Below are 19,499 nucleotides of genomic sequence, written 5' to 3'. Positions count from 1 at the left end.
CCGCGCGTTTTACTCTCCGAGCGCCTGCATCGCGTAGTAGAAACGCTGGAGTGCCGTGATGTGGCCGACGACTGCGAAGACGACGAGTAGCCAGGCGACGGGAGTGAGCCCCCCGATACTGATATCGACGAGTGCAGTCACGGCGGAGACGACACCAGTCAGCGCGAGACGGTCTGCTCGGCCGAGGATGCCGCCGTAAACGCGGTCGAGATCGACCGCCTGTGCCTGCGTGCCGAGATACGAGGTCATCAACACGCCCGTCACGGCGGCGAGTCCGAGCGCATACTCACCGAGACCGGCAGCCAGTCCGCTGATGATGATGATGTCGGCGTAGCGGTCGAGCACGTGATCGAGGAGATCACCCGCCCGGGAGTCGGTTCCGAGTTCGCGGGCGAGGTTGCCGTCGACGAGATCGAGAACCCCGTTCACCAGTACGAACACCGCGCCGGCGAGATAGAACAGTCGCATCTCGCTGGCTGCGTAGAAGCTTCCAGCGGCGGCCAGCGCCGCGAGGAGAGCGAGAATACTGATCCCGTTCGGCGTGAGTCCGGCGCGTTTCGCGCCGCTGACCAGCGGGGACATCATGCGGTCGGCCAGCGGGCGGAGGCCATCGAGTGTCATAGATAATCGGTGTACGAAACCGTGCCAGCGGCGGGTTCGCGCGTTCCCGCAATAACTGATTTGATCTCCGCCGCGACCCCCTCGGGGGCGCGTTCGGTCGTCTCGATCTCGTAGACGCTGTCGAGGCCGTGGCGGTCGACCGCCTCGCTCAGGATGACATCTAACGCCTCGCTCTCGGCGTTTTCCGTGATCGAGGCCTCGCTTTCGCCGCGGTCGGCGAGGCGCTGTTCGAGTTCTTCCGGGTGACAGCGCAGGACGACGACGCGGTCGGCGGGGATCCTGTGGGCCAGGTGTGACTCCACCAGAATATCCGTCCGCCCGTCGAGACGGGCGCGGACCGCGTCCAGATCGGCGATGGCGGAGCCTCGGTCGTCGTCGTGACCGATCGTCAGTCCGGCGTCGGTGATCAGATCGTTCAGGTGAATCACGTCGAGGGTGGTATCGAGCAGTTCCGTGGCCGTCGTCTTGCCGGTCCCGGGGGTTCCGGTCACGGCGACGCGCATCACTCGAGCACCTCGTTGATCGTCTCGACGGCCGTCCTGGTCTGCGGTTCGGTGCCGCAGGTGATCCGGACGCAGTCGGAGAGGCCGAAACTCGAACAGTCGCGGATGATGACCCCCTCCTGTTGGGCCGCCTCCGCGACGGCGGCCGCGTCGCCCACCTCGGCGAGGACGAAGTTGCCGCCGCTCTCCCACGTCCGGGCGTCGAGGTTGTCGCGCATGTACTCCCGCGCCCACCGAGCGCCCTCGACGGTCCGGCGGACGTGCTCCTCGTCGTCGAGCGCGGCCAACCCGGCGAGACAGCCGAGTTTGTTCACCGCGAAGGGCGTGTTGATTCGGTCGTAGGCGTCCGCCCAGTCCGCGGGAACGAGTCCGTAGCCGACCCGCAGTCCGGCCAGACCGTACGTTTTCGAGAAGGTCCGGAGGATGGCGACGTTGTCGTGCTCGTCGATCAGCGACCGCGCCGAGGGTTGGTCGGTGAACTTGCCGTAGGCCTCGTCGACGACGACGAGCGTCTCCTCGTCCACCGCGGCGGCGAGGGCCTCGATCTCGTCGAGCGGCATCTCCGAGCCGGTCGGGTTGTGCGGTGTCGTCACGTAGACGATCCGCTGGCCGTCGTAGGCGTCGAGCACCACCTCGGTGGACTGCTCGAAGTTGTCGGCCTTGCTGAGTCGGTAGCGGTCGACCGTCGCGCCGTGAGAGCGGGCGCTCATCGGGTAGTACGCGAAGCCGGGGTCTGGCGCGAGCACCCGGTCGCCCTCGTGGAGGAAGGTGCGGCTGAGATAGTCGAGAAAGCCGTCGCCGCCGGGCGAGAGCCAGACCTGCGCCGGTTCGACCGACCACCGCTCGGCCAGTCGTTCGGTGAGATCGGTGTGTGAGGACTTCGGGTAGGTGTGGACCTGTTCGGCGGCATCGCGAACGACTTCCACTGCGGCCGGACTCGGGCCGAACGGGTTCTCGTTCGAGGAGAGTTTCACCAGTCCGTCCGGGTCGAGACCGAGTTCCCGAGCGACTTCTTCGACGCCGCGTCCGGCACTGTAGGGGACGTGTGCCGACAGATCCCGTGTTTCCATGCCCGGTACAAGCAGGCCGCTAATCTTAAGCGTGCTCATCGATGGGAACGGTTTTTTTCTCACAGCGGTGACGGTACGACAGGGCGTGTGGCCTAGCGGACAGGGCGAGGGGTTCCTAACCCCTCGATCCCGGGTTCGAATCCCGGCACGCTCGTGTTACTCGCGTGCCGTAGCTCGAAAACGCTCCGCGTTTTCTCACTCCCGGCACGCCCGTGCAGGGAGCGCGAGCCAGAGGCTCGCGCGACCGAACCGGAACCGGGATTCGAGGTAGACCGAGGTTCTGCGCGGAGCGCAGGTTCTCGGGCGTGGTTCGAATCCCGGCACGCTCGTGTTACTCGCGTGCCGTAGCTCGAAACCGTTCTGCGTTTTCTCACTCCCGGCACGCTCGCTTCGCTCGCCCCACACTGTGAGACCGTGCCCTTCAAGCACGGAACGTACGTCACCGCAAAAAATCGACGATAGAGACCCCAGTGGTGGGGAATCGCTCCGCTAGCCGTCCAGATTCCGGACGGTGTTCAGCGCGTTGATCCGGCCGGCACCGAGTTCGGGGTCACTCTTTCCGTTGACGAGTTCTGCCCCGGAGGCGATCTCCTGTTCGACCTGCTGGGGGTTCGACTCGGGTGCCAGTTCGCGGACCAGCGCCGCCAGGCCGGCGACCTGTGGTGCCGAGAACGACGTGCCCGCGATGTAGGTGTACGTCCCGGCGTCGACCGGCGCAGTCGTGAAGATGAGGTTGGTCGGGGCCGGGAACGGCGTGTCCGTCGCGAACGTCTTTTCCTCCGTCTCGTAGCCGCCCCCGGGCGCGGCGACGTCGATCTCGTTGGTCCCGTAGTTCGAGTAGAAGACCAGTTTGTCGTTCGGGCCGGTCGCGCTCACGCTGAAGGCGGCCGGCACGCTGTTGGGGAGGCTGAAGCCGCCGCCCTGCTGGAGGTTGCCGCCAGCGTTGCCGGCGCTTGCGGTGACGACCGTCCCCCGTCTGACCGCGCTCTGGAAGACCGTCTGGATGCCCGAGCGGATCCCCCCCTCGTTGGCCTGGGGCGGGAGCACGCCGGGGACGCCGAGGCTGAAGTTCGCCACGTCGGCGCCGACGGAGGCGGCGTAGTCGATCCCCGCGAAGATGTCTACGAAGCGTGCGCCACCCGCATCGGGGAACACCCTGATGGGAATCAGTTCGGTCTCCGGCGCGACGCCGACGATTCTGTTCGCACCGGTGCCGCCCGCGACGCCGGCGACCGACGTTCCGTGGCCGCGTACGGCCGAGTCCTCGCCGCCGTCGTTGGCCTCGGCACCTTCGGGGACGAAGGTCACCCCGAGATCCTCGTTCACGTTGCCGAGATCCGGGTGATCGAAGTCGATCCCCGTGTCGACGATGGCGACACTCGTCCCCGCACCGGTCGCGATGTCGTGGGCCCGGTCGGCCTCGATACGGCGGTTGTCCCACTGCAGCGGACCGGACTCCGGCACGTCGTCCGCGTCGGCCCGGACCGGTGTCTCGAAGTCGACGGTCACGTCCCGAGACACCGCCTTCACCCCGGGGACGCCCTCGATATCCGACTGGGCGTCCGCTGGCCCCCTGACGCCGAGGATCGCTCCGTCCGCGACCTCTCTGAAGACCTCGAATCCGGCGTCGACGAGGCGGTCCCGGGCGCGTGCCCCGTTGGCGGTGACGACGTACTCCGCCCGGCCGTCACTCGCTGTCGCGTATCCTGTTGCGGTTAGCGTTACCCCTGCCGCACCGATTGCTCGAAGGAGTGTGCGTCTCTGTACGTTCATGTTGGTTCCAGCCACAAACGGCATAATACAGATGTGGCTGAAAGCAAATAATAGATACCACGAGATCGGACGAACTCCGCCCGTAGCGACGGTGACAGCGGGAGATTTCCCACCGCCACGGGAAGCGCTCAGGCCTCCGCGCCGTCGCTGCGGAGCTTGAACTTCTGGACCTTGCCGCTGGGATTTTTCGGGAGTTCGTCGACGAAGTTGTACGTTCGGGGTCGCTTGAAGTCGGCAAGTTGCGTCGACTCCTTGAGATACTGATCGAGTTCCGCCTGGGAGACGTCACCGACGACGTAGGCGACGACCTGCTCGCCCCACTCCTCGTGGGGTTCACCGACGACCGCCGCTTCGACGACATCGTCGTGGGCGTACAGCACGTCCTCGACGTCGGTCGGATAGACGTTCTCACCCCCGGTGATGATCATGTCGTCTTTTCGGTCGACGACGTAGAGGTAGCCGTCTTCGTCGAGATAGCCCAGGTCACCGGTGTAGTACCACTCCCGGCCGTCGGCCTCCCGGAGCGACGCCTCGGTCGCGTCCGGGCGATTCCAGTACTCGCGCATCGTACACGGGCCGGCGAAGAGGATCTCCCCGATCTCGCCCTGTTCGACCTCGTCGGTCGGATCGCCGTCGGGTTCGACGATTCGCAGGTCGTGATTCAGCGCCGGCAGCCCTGCCGATCCCCGCTTGTCGACCTGGTCTTCCGGGTACTGGAAGGTGCCGCAGGGGCCGATTTCGGTCATCCCGTAGGCCTGGAGGTAGCCGGCGTCGAACACCGCCATACAGCCGTCGAGCACCTCCTGGGGCATCGGCGCGGCACCGTACAGCCCCAGCCGGAGCGACGAAAGGTCCGCTTCGACCTCCTCGGCGGCCTGAACGAGCGCGTTCCACCCCGTCGGAGCCGCGAAAAACAGCGTCACGTCGTGTTCGTCGATGGCCTGCAGGGCGCGGACCGGGTCGAAGTCGTGGTGGATGACGCTCGTCGCGCCGACGTGGATCCGCGGAAACAGCGCCGCCTGCAGTTCGGCACAGTGATACAGCGGGAACGCCGACAGCCCCACGTCGTCGCGTCTGATCCCCCCCTCACCGATGCAGATGAGGTTGTGCTCGACCATGTCGCGGTGTTCGTGGACGACCCCCTTCGGCCGGCCCGTCGTCCCCGAGGTGTAGATGAACGCGTAGATGTCGTCCTCCTCGACGACGGTGTCGGGACGCTCGGCGGCGCTCGAGGAGAGCCTCTCGTAGAAGCCCTGGGTCCACTCCGGCCCGTCCTCGTCGATGTAGAGGTACTGCTCGACAGTTTCGAGGGCCTCACGCGCGCCGGCGACCGCTTCGCGGGTGCCCTCCTCGAAGATCAGCGCGCTCGATCCCGCGTCGTTGAGGATGTACTCGATCTCACCGGCGGGCAGACGGTAGTTCAGCGGGTTGAACACCGCACCGAGTTTCGCGCAGGCGAACACCGTCAGCACAATCTCCGTCCCGTTGTGTAGCATCGTCGAGACGCGGTCCCCCTTCTCGATGCCCATCTCCGCCAGGGCGTTGGCGAGTTGGTTCGCCTTCGCGTCGAACTCCGCGTAGGTCCAGCGCTGATCGCGACGAGGATAGATCAACGCGTCCTTGTCGGGATACTTGTCGGCGGTCTGTTCGAGCGTATCGCGCAGCGTCGGATACATGACTGAACCCCCCAGGGTGTGTTCAGCGGTCAGTGACTAAATATTACCGCAGAAGAATATGTCGTACGCCACCAATGACCAGTTGACCGCGTATCGATACACCTAATCGCCTTTGGTGGTGAGCGGAGAGTATGGACGACGAGCAGAAACGCAAAATCGCGGCGATCATCAGTGTCCTGCTCTCGTTGACCGCCATCGGGATCATGCTGTCGAGCGCGGGGTACATCCCGCCGTGATCAGTCGGCGGCCGTCGGCTGTCCGCCCTGGGCGGCGCTGACGTAGCCGCCGCCGAGATGCTGCTGGATCCGGCCGGCCCGCTGGAGTCCCTGACAGCGCCGCCTGACCGTCATCGGGTGAGCGTCGAGTGACGCCGCGATTTCCGGTGCCGTGATCGGTCCACGGTCGTCGATGATCGACTGGATCGCAGCGTCGAGCTCGCGTGTCATTGTACTTGAACACTAGTTACGAACGGATAAGAGGCCTGTGCCACGATAACACAGCCCTTTATCACCGAGCGCGGACGAACCGAAGCGGCCTTCAGCGCGGGCGACCCACGAGCGGTATGGGATCGGAGCCGCCCGAGCCAGGCGACGCGGAGAGTTTCGGTTCGCACCTCCGACAGCTCGATCACTGGACGTTTCTGCTCGCGCTCGGATTCGTCATCGCGAACATCTTCGTCGGCTCGCCGTATCTCAGCGCGGGGGCGGCGGTGCTGTTGCTCGTCGCGCTCGCCTACGACGCCTGGGAGTTCTACGACGACGGGTAACTGCAGGAACACTTTACTACTGCGGCACACACGTCAGTGTGTGAACGTCGACGACGTACTGCCGGACGTGACGATACTCGCGACCGCGCTGGGGGTCGTCGTCCTCGCCGTCGTCCTCTGGGCGGTCATCTCGTTCGCTCGCGGTGCGGTTATCCGCCCGCTCGAAGCGGTGATGTTCGCGCTCGTGTTCGCCGTGGTGTATTTCGGGAGCCTCTCGCTTCTCGAAGACGACGGCGACCAGTCGGGAGCCGACTCGGAGTAGACGGCTCTCGACTCCGCGGAGGACGGCGGCCGGGGCAAAGATCCAAATCGGCGGCTCCTGTAGTGACGACAGAGCCTGAATGTCAGAGACCGGCGACGAGGTGAGCGACCTCATCGATCGCGTATCGGAGATCGAACTCAAGCTACAGGCGATCGAACAGGCACCGCTCGGGATCACCATCGCGGACCTGCGCCAGGACGACGAGCCGCTCATCTACGTCAACGACGGCTTCGAGGAGATCACGGGATACGACAGCGAGGAGATGCTGGGGCGGAACTGCCGGTTTCTGCAGGGGCCGGAGACGGCCGAGGAGCCGGTGGCCCGGATGCGAGAAGCGATCGAGAACGAGGAAGCCGTCCGCGTCGAACTGCGAAACTACCGAAAGAACGGCGAGCAGTTCTGGTCGGAGGTGACGCTCGCGCCGCTGCACACGGAGAACGGGGAGGTGACCCACTACGTCGGCTTCCAGCAGGATATCACCAGGCGAAAGGAGTACGAGGAGACGCTCGAACAGCAGCGCGACGACCTCGGCGTACTGAACGAGATGGTGCGTCACGACATCCGTAACGACCTCCAGGTGGCGCTTGCCTCGATGGAACTGCTCCAGGCCGGTGAGGGCGACGACGAGCAGATCACCGCCGCAATCGAGAGCATCCAGCAGGCCATCGGACTCACGAACATCGCGCGGGAACTCGCGGAGGTGATGCTCGACACCGAGACGGACCACCACCCAATCGAGCTACGGTCCGTGTTGCTCTCGGAGGTCGAGGACGTTCGCTCGACGGCCCCCGATGCGACGATCACGGTTGCCGGAACGGTTCCCTCGGTACGGGTGCGGGCGAACGAGCTACTCGGATCGGTGTTCAGGAACCTGCTCACGAACGCGCTCAAACACGGCGAGCAGTCGGCACCGACGGTACAGCTCTCGGCGGCGGTCTCCGACGGCGAGGTGATCGTCACGGTCGACGATAACGGTCCGGGTGTGCCGGAGGACGCCCGGGAGCGACTCTTCGACCGGGGGTGGACGGGTGCGAGCGACGGGGGGACCGGGATGGGGCTACATATCGTCGAGCGAGTGGTCGAAAGCTACGGAGGAACGGTGGCGCTGGCCGACGAAGAGAACACCGGTCTCGGTGGCGCGAGCTTCGTGGTCCGACTGCCGGTGGCCGACAGCGACTGATCAGACGAACCGGAACGTTTCGAGGTTTTTCGGCGCGAACGTCCGCATGTTGAACTCGTGATACAGCGCCGAGGAGAACTCCTGGGTCGAGGACTCGTCCCCGTGGACACAGAGGACCTTCTCGGGCCGGGGGTTCATCGTGCGGACGAAGTTCTCCAGCCCCTGACGGTCGGCGTGGCCGGAGAAGCCGTCGACGACCTCGGTGTCCATCTTCAGCGTGAGGGTCTCGCGGCCGCGGCCGGCGCCGTTGTCGATGGGAATCTCGTCCCAGCCGTTCTGGATCCGGCGGCCGAGCGTGCCCTGTGCCTGGTACCCGACGAAGGTGAGCGTGGAGTCGGGATCGGTGCCGAGGTGTTCGAGCCAGGACATGATCGGTCCGCCTTCGAGCATCCCCGACGTGGAGATGATGATCGACGGGCCCTCGTCGGCAACGTCCTGACGCTCCTCCTCGCCGCCGTCGATGTGGTTGAACTGATCGGAGAGGAACGGATTGGAGTCCTCGTGGAAGATACGTTCGCGCAGTTCGTCGCGGAGATACTCGGGATAGGTGGTGTGAATCGCCGTCGCCTCCCAGATCATTCCGTCGAGGTGGACCGGCACTTCGGGAATCTCGCCCTCCCGCATCGCCTCTTCGAGGACGAGCATGATCTCCTGGGATCGACCGACAGCGAAGGCGGGAATCAGGACCTTCCCGCCGCGGTCCAGCGTGTTCTTGATCGTGTGTTTGAGTTTTCGCTCGGAGTCTTTCTGGTCGGTCTGGTAGTCGTTTCGACCGCCGTAGGTCGACTCCATCACCAGCGTCTCGACGCGGGGGAAGTCGTTGACCGCGCCGTTGAACAGCCGCGTGTCGTCGTAGTGGATGTCTCCGGAGAAGGCGACGTTGTACAGCCCGTCGCCGATGTGGAAGTGCGCGACCGCGGAGCCGAGAATGTGGCCGGCGTTGTGCAGCGTGAGCTTGATATCCGGCGAGATGTCGGTCACGTCGCCGTACTCCAGCGGGATGGTGTGTTTGATCGCCTCGCGGACCATCTCCGAGTCGTACGGCGGAGTCCGGCCCTCCTTGGCGGCCACGTCGAGATAATCCAGCGTCAGCAGTCCCATCAGGTCTCGCGTCGGCTCTGTCGTGTAGATCGGGCCGTCGTAGCCGTACTTGAACAGAAGCGGGATGAGCGCGGAGTGATCGAGGTGGGCGTGGGTCAACACGACCGCGTCGAGCGAACTCGCGCCGGAGCCGAGCGCCTCGGGCACCTGCAGGTAGGGCACTTCGTCCTCGGCACCGGGCTTGTCGCCGCAGTCGATCAACACGCGGGTCTCCGGTGTCGAGAGGATGAACGCGGCACGGCCGACCTCCCGGCAGCAGCCGAGGGTCGTGATCCGGACCCACTCGTCGTCGGACATCTCCTCGCGGTGGATCTGGCGGCCGATCCGTTCGAGGATGTCCCGACGCTCCTCACGCTCCTGTTTCAGGAAGTTACGGACGTTTTTCACCGTCGAGGACTCGATCGGCGGCGTCCGGACGACTTCCGGCGTCCAGCCGGTCTCCTGGGTGATCTCCCGGAGCGTCGCGCCGTGACGGCCGATCACCATCCCCGGTTTCTCGGCCTCGATGACCACTTCGCCGGTGTCGACGTGGAAATCCAGATCCGTCACACCGGCGTCGTCCGGAATCACGTCGAGGACCTGCTGGCGGGCCTCCTCGGGCTTCGAGAGCACCGCCGGATCCGGGCGAACCGTGATCCGCTTGCGGAGCTTCGAGGCGAGTTGGCGGACGAGATCGCCGTCGCGGGCGAACCGCTTGGGGTCTCGGGTGTAGACGACCAGTTCGGGGCCCTCGTACCGGACCTCGGTGATCTGGACGTCAGATGGCACTTCCTGTTCGATCGTCGCTTCTATCTCTTCGAGTTGTTGCTCTACTGAACTCATAGCTCAGAACCGTTTCGCAGAGCACACGTGTGCGCTCTCGGCACCCGTGTGGACTGTTCGCTGTCGATAATTGGACCAGACATTGTCGAATTGGAAGGTGTATCCGGATACGCGTCCGGAAAACCGCTCGTATCTGAGCATTGACGGTGCTGCATATAAAAATCTTCGCAAAAGATCATTTTTCGACGGCAGAGCGGTTCACTCCACCGCGGGTTCGAACGCCACGCGGTCGGGCCGTCGAAGGCGTACCCCGGCCGGGGAAACTGATAGATAGCCGGCACCCCCGTCTCCTGTATGCAACTGACACCCACCGTCGTCGCCGAAGAGTACGAATGGGTTCGGGGCCGCGAGGACCGGATCGTTCCCCTCATCAACGATGTCCGAGACGACCTCGGCGAGCTATTCGAGACGGACGTCGATCACGTGAGTCGGGGGCAGTACCGGGATGCGGTGGAGGCGGTGTTCGCCGACGGGGACCTGGCAGTCAACGTCGCCGCGCTCGTTCGGCTGTTGCGCACGCTCGATGTCGAGTCGGACTACCCGGGGTTCGTCGTCGACGAACTGCTCGGCCGCGAACTCGCGGGGATGCTCGCGGGGACCCAGCCCCTCCGGTTGCTCGGTGAGGCGACGTTTCACTACGCCGACGTACACGTCCACGAGGGCGACGCCGGGACGGACGACCTGGACGCGGCGCTGGCTGCCGGCTTCCAGACGCGACTGCCCGGCTGGGACTGGACCGAGGGGGAGAGTCCGTTTACCCACGAGCCCTGACACGGGGCCAATGAGCCCCGACTGGGCGAGCGTTACAGCTCCGTGACGACCTCGACGCCTGTCGTCTCGTACTCGTGCATCGCTTCGAGGCGGTCGGAGACCTCCGACAGCGAGAGCTCCCGCGCGACGAGTGCCCCGGGATCGACCTCGCTGGCCGCCAGTAGCTCGAACAGTTCCGTGTAGCTGGTCGGGGACATGCCTCGGGCGCCGACGAAGTCGATCTCCCAGCGGGTCATCCAGTCCGTCGGCAGCGAGATCTCCCCGCGCTCGCTCTCGGTTGTCAGTCCGATCTGTGCGTGCGTGCCGCGTTCGCGCAGCGACCGGATCGAGTTTCGGCAGGTCTCCGAGATGCCGAGAGCGTCGACGGAGACATCCACGCCGCCGGTCTGTTCGCGAATCGCCGCGACCGGGTCGACCGCCGACGGATCGACCGTCGCGGTCGCGCCGAGGGTCTCTGCCCGCTCGCGCGCCCCCGCCTTCGGGTCGACAGCGATCACACGAGCCCCCAGCGCGCGGCCGAGTTGGACCGCCGAGAGGCCGACCCCGCCGCAGCCGTGGACCGCGAGCCAGTCCCCGCCGTCCAACTCGGCTCGCTCGACCAGCGCGTGGTAGGCGGTCATGTACCGACAGCCGAGCACCGCCGCGTCCCGAGCCGAAATCTCCGGCGGTCGGTCGACGAGGTTGTACTCCGCGGCCGGCACCGCGAGTTGTTCCGCGAAGGCACCGGGTGCCTCGGGCTCGAATCCCAGCGCCAGTCCGTTCGGACAGACGTTGCCGTGGCCGGTCTGGCAGTGGCGGCAGGTGCCGTCGCCCAGCGAGAAGGGGACGACCACCTCGTCACCGACCTCGACGCTTCGGACCCGCTCGCCGACGGCGACCACCTCGCCGGCGGGTTCGTGGCCGAGCACCTGCCCGCGGGGCACCTTGTCGTCGTTCCACTCGCCGTGGCCCTGCCAGGCGTGGTAATCGCTGCGACAGAGCCCACAGGCCTCGACCGAGACGACCGCGCCGTCCGGACCGGGGTCGGGGGCGTCCCGCTCGGTGATCTCCAGTGGCTCGCCGTACTCGCGGAGGATCGCTGCGCGCATGCGAGCGGGTTCGGGCGCGACGGGCTAATAGGTCGGTGATCCCCGTCACGCGACGCGCGGCGAGGATACAAATCAGTCGGTGCGACGCGCGTCCCCCGGGAGCTTTTTTGTCACACGGAGTCACACGGACGTATGCATCGACGTGCCGTTCTCGGCGGAGTGTCACTGCTTGTCGGCGGCTCACTCGCCGGCTGTACCAGCGACTCCGCGGAGGAGACGACCCCCGAGAACACGAGCCAAGACGACCCGCCAGCCACCGACCCCGAAGGTGATCGGCCGGACCGGTCGTACGACGAGGAACTGCTCGGCGAACTGTACGACCTCGCAGCGGAGTTTCGGTTTCAGGCGAGCCAGCACTTCGACGACGGACGCTCTCACTGGGAGGGTGCTGACTACCGACAGGCGATGCGACGGTTCACCGCGGCCGAGGAGAAGTTCGACGCCAGCGCCGCGGTGCTCCAGCGGCTGACGACGAGACTCGAAACCGAGGGACTCGCCGGGTTCAACGTCGCGGACACCGCGAGCAGGCACGTCGGCCACATGCACTCGGCCGCCAGAAACTACGCGCAGGCGTCGGTCGCCGCGGCCGATGGAGAGACGACGACGGCGGACTCCTACCGTGAATCCGCCGAGAACGCATTTCAGCAGGCCGACAACTACCGCTTCGCGGACGTGTCCGTGTTTCGGGACGAACTCGGAACGAGTCAGTAGACCCGGGCCGCCGCAGGATCGCTGGCACGTCACGGCGACCGCGAGACGCTCTGCCGGCGGCAACGCGTTTAGGTGAGCCCCCGCCGTATGTCGGCCAATGAGTTCCGTACCTGAACGCGGGGAAATCGACGAACAGTACAAGTGGGATCTCGAATCGCTGTTCGAGACCGACGAGCAGTGGGAACAGGCCTACGAGGAGGTCGAGTCCCGTCTCGACGAACTCCGTGCCTTCGAGGGACAGGCCACCGAAGACGCCGAGACGCTGCTCTCGCTGTTCGAGAGCTACGAGGACGTGATGCGGACCGTCGCGAACGTCATGGCGTACGCGCGGATGCGCAAAGACGAAGACACCCGCGACGGCGAGCGCCAGGCGATGGCGACCCGCGCGCAGTCGCTGTACTCCGAGGCCGACAGCGCCACGAGTTTCATCGAACCGGAGATTCAGGCGCTGGACCGCGAGGAACTCGACGCGATGATCGAGGAAGAGCCCGCACTCGACGAGTACGAGCACTTTCTCGACGACATCCTCCGGATGAAACCGCACACCCGCTCGGCCGAGGTCGAGAATCTGCTCGCGGAGTTGGGCGAGATCACGGGCGCCTCCGGCGAGGTCTACAACATGCTCGCCAACGCCGACATGGAGTTTCCCGTCGTCGAGAAGCCCGACGGCGAGGCCGTCGAGATCACGCTCAACAACTTCACAACGCTACAGGAACACCCCGACCGGGAGTTCCGACAGGAGGTCTACGAGCAGTTCTACGACGAGTGGGAGACGGTTCGCAACGCCGTCGGGACGGCCTATCGCAACAGCGTCAAGAAAAACGAGAAACTGGCCGAGGCACGCAACTACGACACCGCCCGCGAGGCCGCTCTCGACGGGCCGAACGTCCCCGTCGAGGTGTACGACACCCTCGTCGACACGGTGCGGGACAACCTCGACCAGTTGCACCGCCACGCCGAGTTCAAGCGGGAGGCCGCCGGCGGCGACGACCTCCGGATGTGGGATCTGTACATCCCGCTGGCCGAGGGCGAGAGTCCCGACATCCCTTACGAGCAGGCCTGTGAGTACGTCACCGACGCCGTCGCGCCCCTGGGCGAGGAGTACCAGTCACGGCTCGCGGAGGGGCTGGAGTCGCGGTGGGTCGACGTCTACGAGACCGCCGGCAAACAGTCCGGCGCCTACAGCGGCGGCACCTACGACTCACAGCCGTACATCCTGATGAACTACCAGGACGACGTCTCTTCGATGTACACGCTGGCGCACGAACTCGGCCACTCGATGCACTCCGAACTCGCCAGCGAGAGCCAGCCGTACGTCTACGCGGATTACACCATCTTCATCGCGGAAATCGCCTCGACGGTCAACGAGACGCTGCTGACGCATCACCTGCTGGACACCGTCGAGGACGAACGGCTCCGGCGGCACATCCTCAACCAGTATCTCGAACGGTTCCGCTCGACGCTGTTCCGCCAGACGATGTTCGCGGAGTTCGAGCAGCGCGCCCACGAACTCTCGGCGGCGGGCGAACCGCTCACCGCGGACCGACTGGACGACCTCTACAGCGAACTGAAGGGCGATTACTACGAACCGGGCATCGTCGACGACCGGATCGCGCGCGAGTGGATGCGGATTCCTCACTTCTACCGGGCGTTTTACGTCTACCAGTACTCGACGGGAATCTGCGCCGCCGTCTCGCTCGTGGAGGCGATCCGCGAGGAGGGCGAACCCGCCGCCGAGCGCTACCGCGAGTTCCTCCGAAGCGGCTCCCACGGCTACCCGCTCGAACTGCTCTCGGAAGCGGGCGTCGACATGACCGCTAGCGAGCCGATCCAGCAGGCGATCGACGTTTACGGCGAGTATCTCGACGAGTACGCACAGTTGCAGTGAGTCAGGGGTCGACCTCGACGCGGTCGTGGATCGGACCGGCCCGCTCGGTGAGATGCTGTGGCTCGCGGTCGTTCGCCACCGCGAGGACCTCGCTGACGATGCTGAGCGCGATCTGGTAGGGACTGCCGCCGCCCAGATCGAGGCCGACCGGTGTGTACAGCGAGTCCAGTTCGTCCTCGGAGAACGCCCGGCCCTCGGCGTCGAACTCCTCGCGCATCTGCTCGAAGCGCTTGCGCGGGCCCATCAGTCCGACGTAGGGAACGTCGGTCCCGAGCAGTTCGTCGACGGCGAGACGGTCGTCGACGAAGTTGTGGGTCGCGAGGACGACGTAGGTATCCTCGTCGAGATCCAGCGTCTCGGTGATCCGTGCCGGCGAGGTCGACAGCACCTCGTCGGCGGCCGGAAACCGGTCGGCGGTGGCGTTGGCCCCCCGGAAGCCGACGACAGTGACGCGGAAGCCGGCCTGCTTGCCGACCTCGGCAATCGGGGCCACGTCGTTGCCCGTCCCGACGACGACGAGATCCGAGGGCGAAGTGATCCCGTCGACGAAGACCGTCGTCCCGTCGAGTTCGACGGTGTCCGCCCGGCCGCGGGCGGTGAGTTCGGCCGCGGCCTCGCCGATCCGGTCGGCGAGATCGGCCGGGAATCCGTCGCTGGCCACCAACTCGCCGTCTTCCGGGTGGTAGTACGCCCGTGTGCCGGTCTGCCCGCCCTCGATGACCGTCACGACGCCGATGTCGCGGTCGTCGGCGACGGCCTCGGTGACCGGCCGGTAGGACTCGTCGATTGGTTCGATCAGGATGTCCAGAACGCCGTTACAGCCGACCCCCAGCCCCCAGACGTCGTCCTCGGAGTCCGGCCGCAGGTCGTACCGTTCGATCCGGGGCTCACCCGCCGCCAACACCTCGCCCGCGATGCGCTGGAGTTCGTCCTCCAGACAGCCGGCGGTGATGTGGCCGCTGCCGGGCCCCTCCTCGGGGATGACCATCTTCGCGCCCGGCCGGCGGTACGCGCTCCCCTCGACGGCGATGATCGTCGCGAGCACGCCGCGGTGCTCGCCGTCGAGAATCTCTTCGACACCTTGCAGTACTTCACTCTCCGGTACGCTCCAGTCTGAGTCGCTCATGGTTGTATCTCCGTGCGTGTGTCGTCGTCTGTCAGTCCGTGCTCCGCGGTGACGTACACCTTCTCGACGCCTGCGTCGTGCAGGTCGGTGCCGCAGTCGCCCGCTCGCACCCCCTCACGGACGGCTTCGATGTCGGTGACCCGGGCACCGGCGACCACGTCGACTCCGGCGTCGAACGCCGGCGCTGGCAGGTGAGAGGCCGTCGAACCGATCAGCACGACCGGCGAGACCGTCGCCTCGGCCGCCGCGTCGAGATAGGCCCCGAACCCCCCGTAGAGCAGCACCGATCCGGTCACGAAACAGACGTCGGCACCGGCCATCGCCGCCGCGGCCTCCCCCGGTTCGTAGGTCTCGACGGTCACTTCCGGCGGCGCCTCGACCGACTCCGCCGGTGGCGGATCCCGCTCGATCACCCGGACGGTCGCGGTGCCGAACTTCCGGAACGCGGGCCGAAACAGCCCGACGGTCGTCACCACCGCCGCCTCGTCGGTCAACGTGGCCATCGGGTCGCCGCGCTCCCAGTCGATGTCAGGCGTTGAGAGGGCGTTCAGCGTCGCGATGCCGACCGCTCTGCCGACCCTGTTCTCGGCGTCGGTCGACAGCGACGCCAGTGCGTCGGCCGAGTCGGGGAGCGCCGGCGGGTCCCCCGGCGGGCGGTGTGCCAGCCCCGCCACCCTGTCGCCCCCGCAGGTCAGCGCGACCAGCACCGCGCTGTCGCCGACGGTCACGTCCGGATCGGTCGCGTCGCGGTCGGCGAGACGGTCACGGACGCGGGCGAGAATCGCCGTCACGGCGAGACACCCCCGTCCCCCGCCTCCGTTCGGTCGCGGAAGTCGTGTTCGTAGCCGACCGGGCCGCCGGGACCGTGCCGGGCCAACTGGCGGGCCGCGTCGTCGAGATCCGCGGGGCCGCCGAAGGCAAAGAGGCCGTCGAGGTACGGCTCGACGGCGGCCATCCCCCGGCAGGTCGGTTCCCACGAGGGGGAGGCCGCCAGCGGATTGAGCCAGACGAACGCCTTCGAGCGCCGCGAGAGCCAGGATACCCCCCGTTCCAGTTCGTCGATCTCACCGACCTCCAGCCCGTCGCTGATCACCAGCGAGACCGTCCGGCGGTCGACGGCCGTCGGCCATCGCCGCCGCAGCGTCGACAGCGACGCGCCGATCCGGGTGCCTCCCCCCCAGTCCACTTCGGCACGCTCCAGGGCCGCAGCGGGATCACCGCCGGCGAAGGCGTCGGTCACCTCGCGGATCTCCGTGTCGAAGAAGAACACCCGGGTCGAGCGGGCGCGGTCGACCAGCGCGTCGAGCACGGAGAGCAGAAACTCCCGGTCGACGGCGTCGAGGACGGAGCGGCTCACGTCCACGAGCACGCAGACCCGGAAGGCGGATTCGGCCCGGTCGCGGTCCGGCAGCGACATGGTGACGCCGCCGGTCGCCATGCTCTCCCGGAGCGCCCGGCGGACGTCGACGGTCTCGCCGCTGCGGGTGCGGTCCCAGCGCCGGCCGGCCAGCGTCGCCAGCGCCGCCTCGACGCGTCGCATCGTCCCGTCGTCGACGGTCGTCGTCACCGCGTCTTCCTCGACGCTGGTTCGGTCGCCGACGGCGCTGTACGTTCCGGCCCGCTCGTCGCCCGGGTCGCCCTCCAGAGCCGCCCCCTCGCTGTCCGCGACCCGCCTGGACTCGATTGTTCCCTCCTCGTCGGCCAGGTCGCCGCTGCCGTCGAGCGTCTCCGCAATCGACGTGTCGGGGAGTTGCCCCTCGGTATCGGTCGAGGGAGTCCGGTCGTCGCCCGGGACGTTCTCTGCCCGGTCGCCGGTCTCGTCGTGGGCGGCGGTGCCTTCCAGCCCGGTTCGGAGCCGGTACCAGAAGGTGTCGAACTGCTCGTCGAAGACGGCGCTGTCGCGCGGATTCGTGACCAGCGCGGCGTGCATGGCCGCCCGGACGGCCGCCCGGTCGCGCAACCCGACCTCCGCGAGGGCCTCGACCGCGGTGAGCGCGGCGTCCGCCGGGACAATCGCCCCTTCGGCCCGGAGTCGGCGGGCGAAGCGGACGACCGACTGGAGGACGTGCTCGCGCGCGGCCGTGAGGTCGGGAACGTCGTCGGTCATGTGGTTGCACGCGCTTCGCTGGCGGCCTCTCGGAGCCGTTCGAGCAGGTCGGTGTCGACGCGCTCGATGTCCTCGGCTTCTTTCAGCAGCGCGCCGAGAGTGTGTTCGATCTCCGCCGGGGTCAGCGCCGAGTCGTCGTCGTTACGCAGCGTCGCAACCGCCCGCGCCCAGTCCAGCGTCTCCGCGACGCCGGGCTGTTTCAGGAAGGCCTCCTCGCGGAGTTCCTGCACGATGGCACAGACCTCCGCGGCGACGGCCGCATCCAGTTGCGGGACCTTCCGGCGGACGATTTCGACCTCCTCCTCGAAGGTCGGCGGTTCGACGTGGAGGTACAGACAGCGCCGCTTGAGGGCGTCACTCAGCGCCCGCGTCCGGTTCGAGGTGATAATGACGACCGGCGGCTGGTCGGCCGCGACGGTGCCGTACTCCGGAATCGTGACCTGGAAGTCACTGAGCACCTCCAGCAGGAAGGCCTCGAACTCCTCGTCGGCGCGGTCGACCTCGTCGATGAGCAGCACCGGCGGCGTCGGCCCGTCGTGGCGCAACGCTTCGAGCAGCGGCCGCTCGAAGAGATACTCGTCGGAGAACACCGACTCCGCCGCGCCGTCGGCCCCGACCGTCGGTTCGGCCGCGTCGGCGGCACCGTCGCCCGACTGGACCGCGAGCAACTGCTTGGTGTAGTTCCACTCGTACAGCGCGTGCTCGGCGGCCAGCCCCTCGTAACACTGCAGGCGCACGAGATCGGTGTCGAACCCCTCGGCCAGCACCTTCCCCAGTTCGGTCTTGCCCGCGCCGGGTTCGCCCTCGACGAGCAGGGGTTTGCCCATCTGCAGCGCCAGGTAGACCGTCGTCGTGAGTTCGTCGTCGGCGACGTAATCGGCCTGCTCGAACCGCTCCCGGAGGTCGGCCTCGGTGAGGTCGGCGAAGGCGTCAGCCATCGGTGACCGCCCCCAGATACTCCTCCGGTGCGTCGGCGAAGGCCTCCGCACAGCCCTCCCCACAGAAGTGGACGGTCTGGCCGTCGTGCTCGACCGTCGCCGCGGCCTCCTCGGGTACGACGTCCATGCCACAGACCGGATCGACGACCGTCTCGTCGTCGGTGTCGCCGCCGTGGTCGCGATGGTCGTGCTCGTGGCCCGCGGAATCCGTATCGACCGAGATCTCGTCGGCGTCACCGATGTCGACGGCCACGTCGCCGGCGTCGCGGCGGACCGCGACCAGTTCCGCGAGGACGCTGACGGCGATCTCCTCGGGCGTCTTCGCTCCCACGTCGAGGCCGGCCGGCGTCGTGACCGCCTCGATCACCGCCTCGGCGTCGAGTGCGAGACTGTCTGCGACCTGGTCGGCCAGTTCGTCGCGGCGGCGGTCGCTGGCGACGAGACCGACGTACTCCGGCGCTCCCGCGAGCGCGGCCGCCAGTCCCGTGTCGTCGTACTCGCCCATAGAGGCGACGACGGCGTAGTCGGCGTCGGACAGCGCCGCCTCGACGGCCGCGGTGTCCTCGGGGTGGACCGTCTCGTCGGCGCCGTCCGGGTCGGCCCCGTCGGTGACGGCCCGCACCTCGTAGGTGAGGTCGACCGCCAGTCGGCGCAGCGCCCGTGCAATCGGTGAGTCACCGACGATCGCCAGCCGGGGCGTCGGCGTCACCGGTTCGACGAACAGTTCGAGCGTGCCGCCGCTGTGGCAGGTCATCGGGTAGCTCTGCAGGCCCGGCCGGTCCACGTCGTCGGGGTCGGGCGCGAGCCCGACGAGTCGGGGTTCGCCCGACTCCAGGGCGGCCTGGGCCTCCTTGACGGCGACGGACTGGGCGCAGGCCGCGCCGCCGATCCAGCCGACGAGGTCGCCGTCAGGGGTGACGATCGCTCGGTCCCCGACGTTCGCCGATACCGGCGGCTCGCGGCGGACGACCGTCAGCCGCGCGAACGGCTGACCCGCCTGCTCGTACTCCCGTTCCAGGTCGGCGACGCGCTCGGGCGCGGCCGCGTCCGCACGGCTGTCCGGACCGTCGACGCGTGGGTCTGTGTCGTCGGTCAT

The 19,499-nt window shown here is 67.2% G+C and carries 19 protein-coding genes and 1 tRNA gene; 7 read left to right on the top strand and 13 right to left on the bottom strand.

Annotated elements, in window-relative coordinates; translation table 11 throughout:
* Positions 1 to 9: 9 nt before the first annotated feature.
* The 3 genes from GRX03_RS14665 to hisC are packed head-to-tail and all read right to left on the bottom strand — an operon-like array spanning position 10 to position 2,194.
* Entirely contained in the window at positions 10 to 621 is a 612-nt protein-coding gene (locus GRX03_RS14665; protein ID WP_159764976.1) for a CDP-alcohol phosphatidyltransferase family protein, read from the bottom strand.
* Positions 618 to 1,124, bottom strand: a complete 507-nt coding sequence (locus GRX03_RS14660) for an adenylate kinase family protein (RefSeq protein WP_159764975.1) — start codon at positions 1,122 to 1,124, stop codon at positions 618 to 620. Before GRX03_RS14660 ends, GRX03_RS14665 begins: the two co-directional genes overlap by 4 nt.
* Complete coding sequence (hisC, locus tag GRX03_RS14655; RefSeq protein ID WP_159764974.1) at positions 1,124 to 2,194, bottom strand: histidinol-phosphate transaminase; 1,071 nt, start codon at positions 2,192 to 2,194, stop codon at positions 1,124 to 1,126. Before hisC ends, GRX03_RS14660 begins: the two co-directional genes overlap by 1 nt.
* Before the next feature lie 81 nt (positions 2,195 to 2,275).
* Between hisC and GRX03_RS14650 the strand changes: the two genes are divergently transcribed.
* Positions 2,276 to 2,348, top strand: a tRNA-Arg gene (locus GRX03_RS14650).
* A gap of 335 nt (positions 2,349 to 2,683) precedes the next feature.
* Here the strand turns inward: GRX03_RS14650 and GRX03_RS14645 are convergent.
* The 3 genes from GRX03_RS14645 to GRX03_RS14635 form a co-directional block, all read right to left on the bottom strand.
* Positions 2,684 to 3,967, bottom strand: a complete 1,284-nt coding sequence (locus GRX03_RS14645) for a S8 family serine peptidase (protein WP_159764973.1) — start codon at positions 3,965 to 3,967, stop codon at positions 2,684 to 2,686.
* A gap of 128 nt (positions 3,968 to 4,095) precedes the next feature.
* On the bottom strand, positions 4,096 to 5,643 hold the full coding sequence (locus GRX03_RS14640) for a long-chain-fatty-acid--CoA ligase (protein WP_159764972.1): 1,548 nt from the start codon (positions 5,641 to 5,643) through the stop codon (positions 4,096 to 4,098).
* Positions 5,644 to 5,879: 236 nt separating this feature from the next.
* Entirely contained in the window at positions 5,880 to 6,089 is a 210-nt protein-coding gene (locus GRX03_RS14635) for a DeoR family transcriptional regulator (protein ID WP_159764971.1), read from the bottom strand.
* Between the two features lie 116 nt (positions 6,090 to 6,205).
* Between GRX03_RS14635 and GRX03_RS14630 the strand changes: the two genes are divergently transcribed.
* The 3 genes from GRX03_RS14630 to GRX03_RS14620 all read left to right on the top strand — a co-directional run bounded on the left by GRX03_RS14630 (position 6,206) and on the right by GRX03_RS14620 (position 7,851).
* Positions 6,206 to 6,409: a hypothetical protein gene (locus GRX03_RS14630; RefSeq protein ID WP_159764970.1), complete on the top strand. Its 204-nt coding sequence runs from the start codon at positions 6,206 to 6,208 to the stop codon at positions 6,407 to 6,409.
* A gap of 40 nt (positions 6,410 to 6,449) precedes the next feature.
* Positions 6,450 to 6,671, top strand: coding sequence for a hypothetical protein (locus GRX03_RS14625; protein WP_159764969.1), 222 nt, complete (start codon positions 6,450 to 6,452; stop codon positions 6,669 to 6,671).
* A 79-nt stretch (positions 6,672 to 6,750) separates the two neighbouring features.
* On the top strand, positions 6,751 to 7,851 hold the full coding sequence (locus GRX03_RS14620; protein ID WP_159764968.1) for a PAS domain-containing protein: 1,101 nt from the start codon (positions 6,751 to 6,753) through the stop codon (positions 7,849 to 7,851).
* Here the strand turns inward: GRX03_RS14620 and GRX03_RS14615 are convergent, their stop codons facing one another.
* Positions 7,852 to 9,774 (bottom strand): beta-CASP ribonuclease aCPSF1, encoded by a 1,923-nt coding sequence (locus GRX03_RS14615; protein WP_159764967.1) that lies wholly within the window; start codon positions 9,772 to 9,774, stop codon positions 7,852 to 7,854. It abuts the gene before it with no gap.
* 294 nt (positions 9,775 to 10,068) lie between these two features.
* Between GRX03_RS14615 and GRX03_RS14610 the strand changes: the two genes are divergently transcribed.
* A complete protein-coding gene (locus GRX03_RS14610) occupies positions 10,069 to 10,545 on the top strand; it encodes a hypothetical protein (RefSeq protein ID WP_159764966.1) in 477 nt (158 codons plus the stop codon).
* A gap of 32 nt (positions 10,546 to 10,577) precedes the next feature.
* Here the strand turns inward: GRX03_RS14610 and GRX03_RS14605 are convergent, their stop codons facing one another.
* Positions 10,578 to 11,633, bottom strand: a complete 1,056-nt coding sequence (locus tag GRX03_RS14605; RefSeq protein WP_159764965.1) for a zinc-dependent alcohol dehydrogenase family protein — start codon at positions 11,631 to 11,633, stop codon at positions 10,578 to 10,580.
* Between the two features lie 132 nt (positions 11,634 to 11,765).
* On the opposite strand from GRX03_RS14605, the gene GRX03_RS14600 reads away from it, so the two are divergent.
* Complete coding sequence (locus GRX03_RS14600; RefSeq protein WP_159764964.1) at positions 11,766 to 12,344, top strand: hypothetical protein; 579 nt, start codon at positions 11,766 to 11,768, stop codon at positions 12,342 to 12,344.
* Between the two features lie 97 nt (positions 12,345 to 12,441).
* Positions 12,442 to 14,232 (top strand): oligoendopeptidase F, encoded by a 1,791-nt coding sequence (pepF, locus tag GRX03_RS14595; protein ID WP_159764963.1) that lies wholly within the window; start codon positions 12,442 to 12,444, stop codon positions 14,230 to 14,232.
* 1 nt (position 14,233) lies between these two features.
* On the opposite strand, the gene GRX03_RS14590 is transcribed toward pepF, so the two are convergent.
* The 5 genes from GRX03_RS14590 to GRX03_RS14570 are packed head-to-tail and all read right to left on the bottom strand — an operon-like array spanning position 14,234 to position 19,499.
* Positions 14,234 to 15,358 carry an XdhC family protein gene (locus GRX03_RS14590; protein WP_159764962.1) on the bottom strand — a complete coding sequence of 375 codons (1,125 nt, stop codon included), beginning with the start codon at positions 15,356 to 15,358 and terminating at the stop codon, positions 14,234 to 14,236.
* Positions 15,355 to 16,149: a Rossmann-like domain-containing protein gene (locus GRX03_RS17085; protein WP_159764961.1), complete on the bottom strand. Its 795-nt coding sequence runs from the start codon at positions 16,147 to 16,149 to the stop codon at positions 15,355 to 15,357. Before GRX03_RS17085 ends, GRX03_RS14590 begins: the two co-directional genes overlap by 4 nt.
* Positions 16,146 to 17,465 carry a VWA domain-containing protein gene (locus GRX03_RS14580; RefSeq protein WP_159764960.1) on the bottom strand — a complete coding sequence of 440 codons (1,320 nt, stop codon included), beginning with the start codon at positions 17,463 to 17,465 and terminating at the stop codon, positions 16,146 to 16,148. Before GRX03_RS14580 ends, GRX03_RS17085 begins: the two co-directional genes overlap by 4 nt.
* Positions 17,462 to 18,403, bottom strand: a complete 942-nt coding sequence (locus tag GRX03_RS14575) for an AAA family ATPase (RefSeq protein WP_159764959.1) — start codon at positions 18,401 to 18,403, stop codon at positions 17,462 to 17,464. Before GRX03_RS14575 ends, GRX03_RS14580 begins: the two co-directional genes overlap by 4 nt.
* A complete protein-coding gene (locus GRX03_RS14570; RefSeq protein ID WP_159764958.1) occupies positions 18,396 to 19,499 on the bottom strand; it encodes an XdhC family protein in 1,104 nt (367 codons plus the stop codon). Before GRX03_RS14570 ends, GRX03_RS14575 begins: the two co-directional genes overlap by 8 nt.

Source organism: Halovenus carboxidivorans, assembly GCF_009831575.1.
GTDB lineage: Archaea > Halobacteriota > Halobacteria > Halobacteriales > Haloarculaceae > Halovenus > Halovenus carboxidivorans.
Note: the sequence above shows the minus strand (reverse complement) of the source record. Positions and strands in the feature narration are given on the sequence as shown.

Excerpts from the sequence above, each read along its gene's own strand:
- GRX03_RS14665 (WP_159764976.1), bottom strand. The coding sequence starts at position 621 with ATGACACTCGATGGCCTCCGCCCGCTGGCCGACCGCATGATGTCCCCG.
- GRX03_RS14660 (WP_159764975.1), bottom strand. The coding sequence starts at position 1,124 with ATGCGCGTCGCCGTGACCGGAACCCCCGGGACCGGCAAGACGACGGCC.
- hisC (WP_159764974.1), bottom strand. The coding sequence starts at position 2,194 with ATGGAAACACGGGATCTGTCGGCACACGTCCCCTACAGTGCCGGACGC.
- GRX03_RS14645 (WP_159764973.1), bottom strand. The coding sequence starts at position 3,967 with ATGAACGTACAGAGACGCACACTCCTTCGAGCAATCGGTGCGGCAGGG.
- GRX03_RS14640 (WP_159764972.1), bottom strand. The coding sequence starts at position 5,643 with ATGTATCCGACGCTGCGCGATACGCTCGAACAGACCGCCGACAAGTAT.
- GRX03_RS14635 (WP_159764971.1), bottom strand. The coding sequence starts at position 6,089 with ATGACACGCGAGCTCGACGCTGCGATCCAGTCGATCATCGACGACCGT.
- GRX03_RS14630 (WP_159764970.1), top strand. The coding sequence starts at position 6,206 with ATGGGATCGGAGCCGCCCGAGCCAGGCGACGCGGAGAGTTTCGGTTCG.
- GRX03_RS14620 (WP_159764968.1), top strand. The coding sequence starts at position 6,751 with ATGTCAGAGACCGGCGACGAGGTGAGCGACCTCATCGATCGCGTATCG.
- GRX03_RS14615 (WP_159764967.1), bottom strand. The coding sequence starts at position 9,774 with ATGAGTTCAGTAGAGCAACAACTCGAAGAGATAGAAGCGACGATCGAA.
- GRX03_RS14610 (WP_159764966.1), top strand. The coding sequence starts at position 10,069 with ATGCAACTGACACCCACCGTCGTCGCCGAAGAGTACGAATGGGTTCGG.
- GRX03_RS14605 (WP_159764965.1), bottom strand. The coding sequence starts at position 11,633 with ATGCGCGCAGCGATCCTCCGCGAGTACGGCGAGCCACTGGAGATCACC.
- GRX03_RS14600 (WP_159764964.1), top strand. The coding sequence starts at position 11,766 with ATGCATCGACGTGCCGTTCTCGGCGGAGTGTCACTGCTTGTCGGCGGC.
- pepF (WP_159764963.1), top strand. The coding sequence starts at position 12,442 with ATGAGTTCCGTACCTGAACGCGGGGAAATCGACGAACAGTACAAGTGG.
- GRX03_RS14590 (WP_159764962.1), bottom strand. The coding sequence starts at position 15,358 with ATGAGCGACTCAGACTGGAGCGTACCGGAGAGTGAAGTACTGCAAGGT.
- GRX03_RS14580 (WP_159764960.1), bottom strand. The coding sequence starts at position 17,465 with ATGACCGACGACGTTCCCGACCTCACGGCCGCGCGCGAGCACGTCCTC.
- GRX03_RS14575 (WP_159764959.1), bottom strand. The coding sequence starts at position 18,403 with ATGGCTGACGCCTTCGCCGACCTCACCGAGGCCGACCTCCGGGAGCGG.
- GRX03_RS14570 (WP_159764958.1), bottom strand. The coding sequence starts at position 19,499 with ATGACCGACGACACAGACCCACGCGTCGACGGTCCGGACAGCCGTGCG.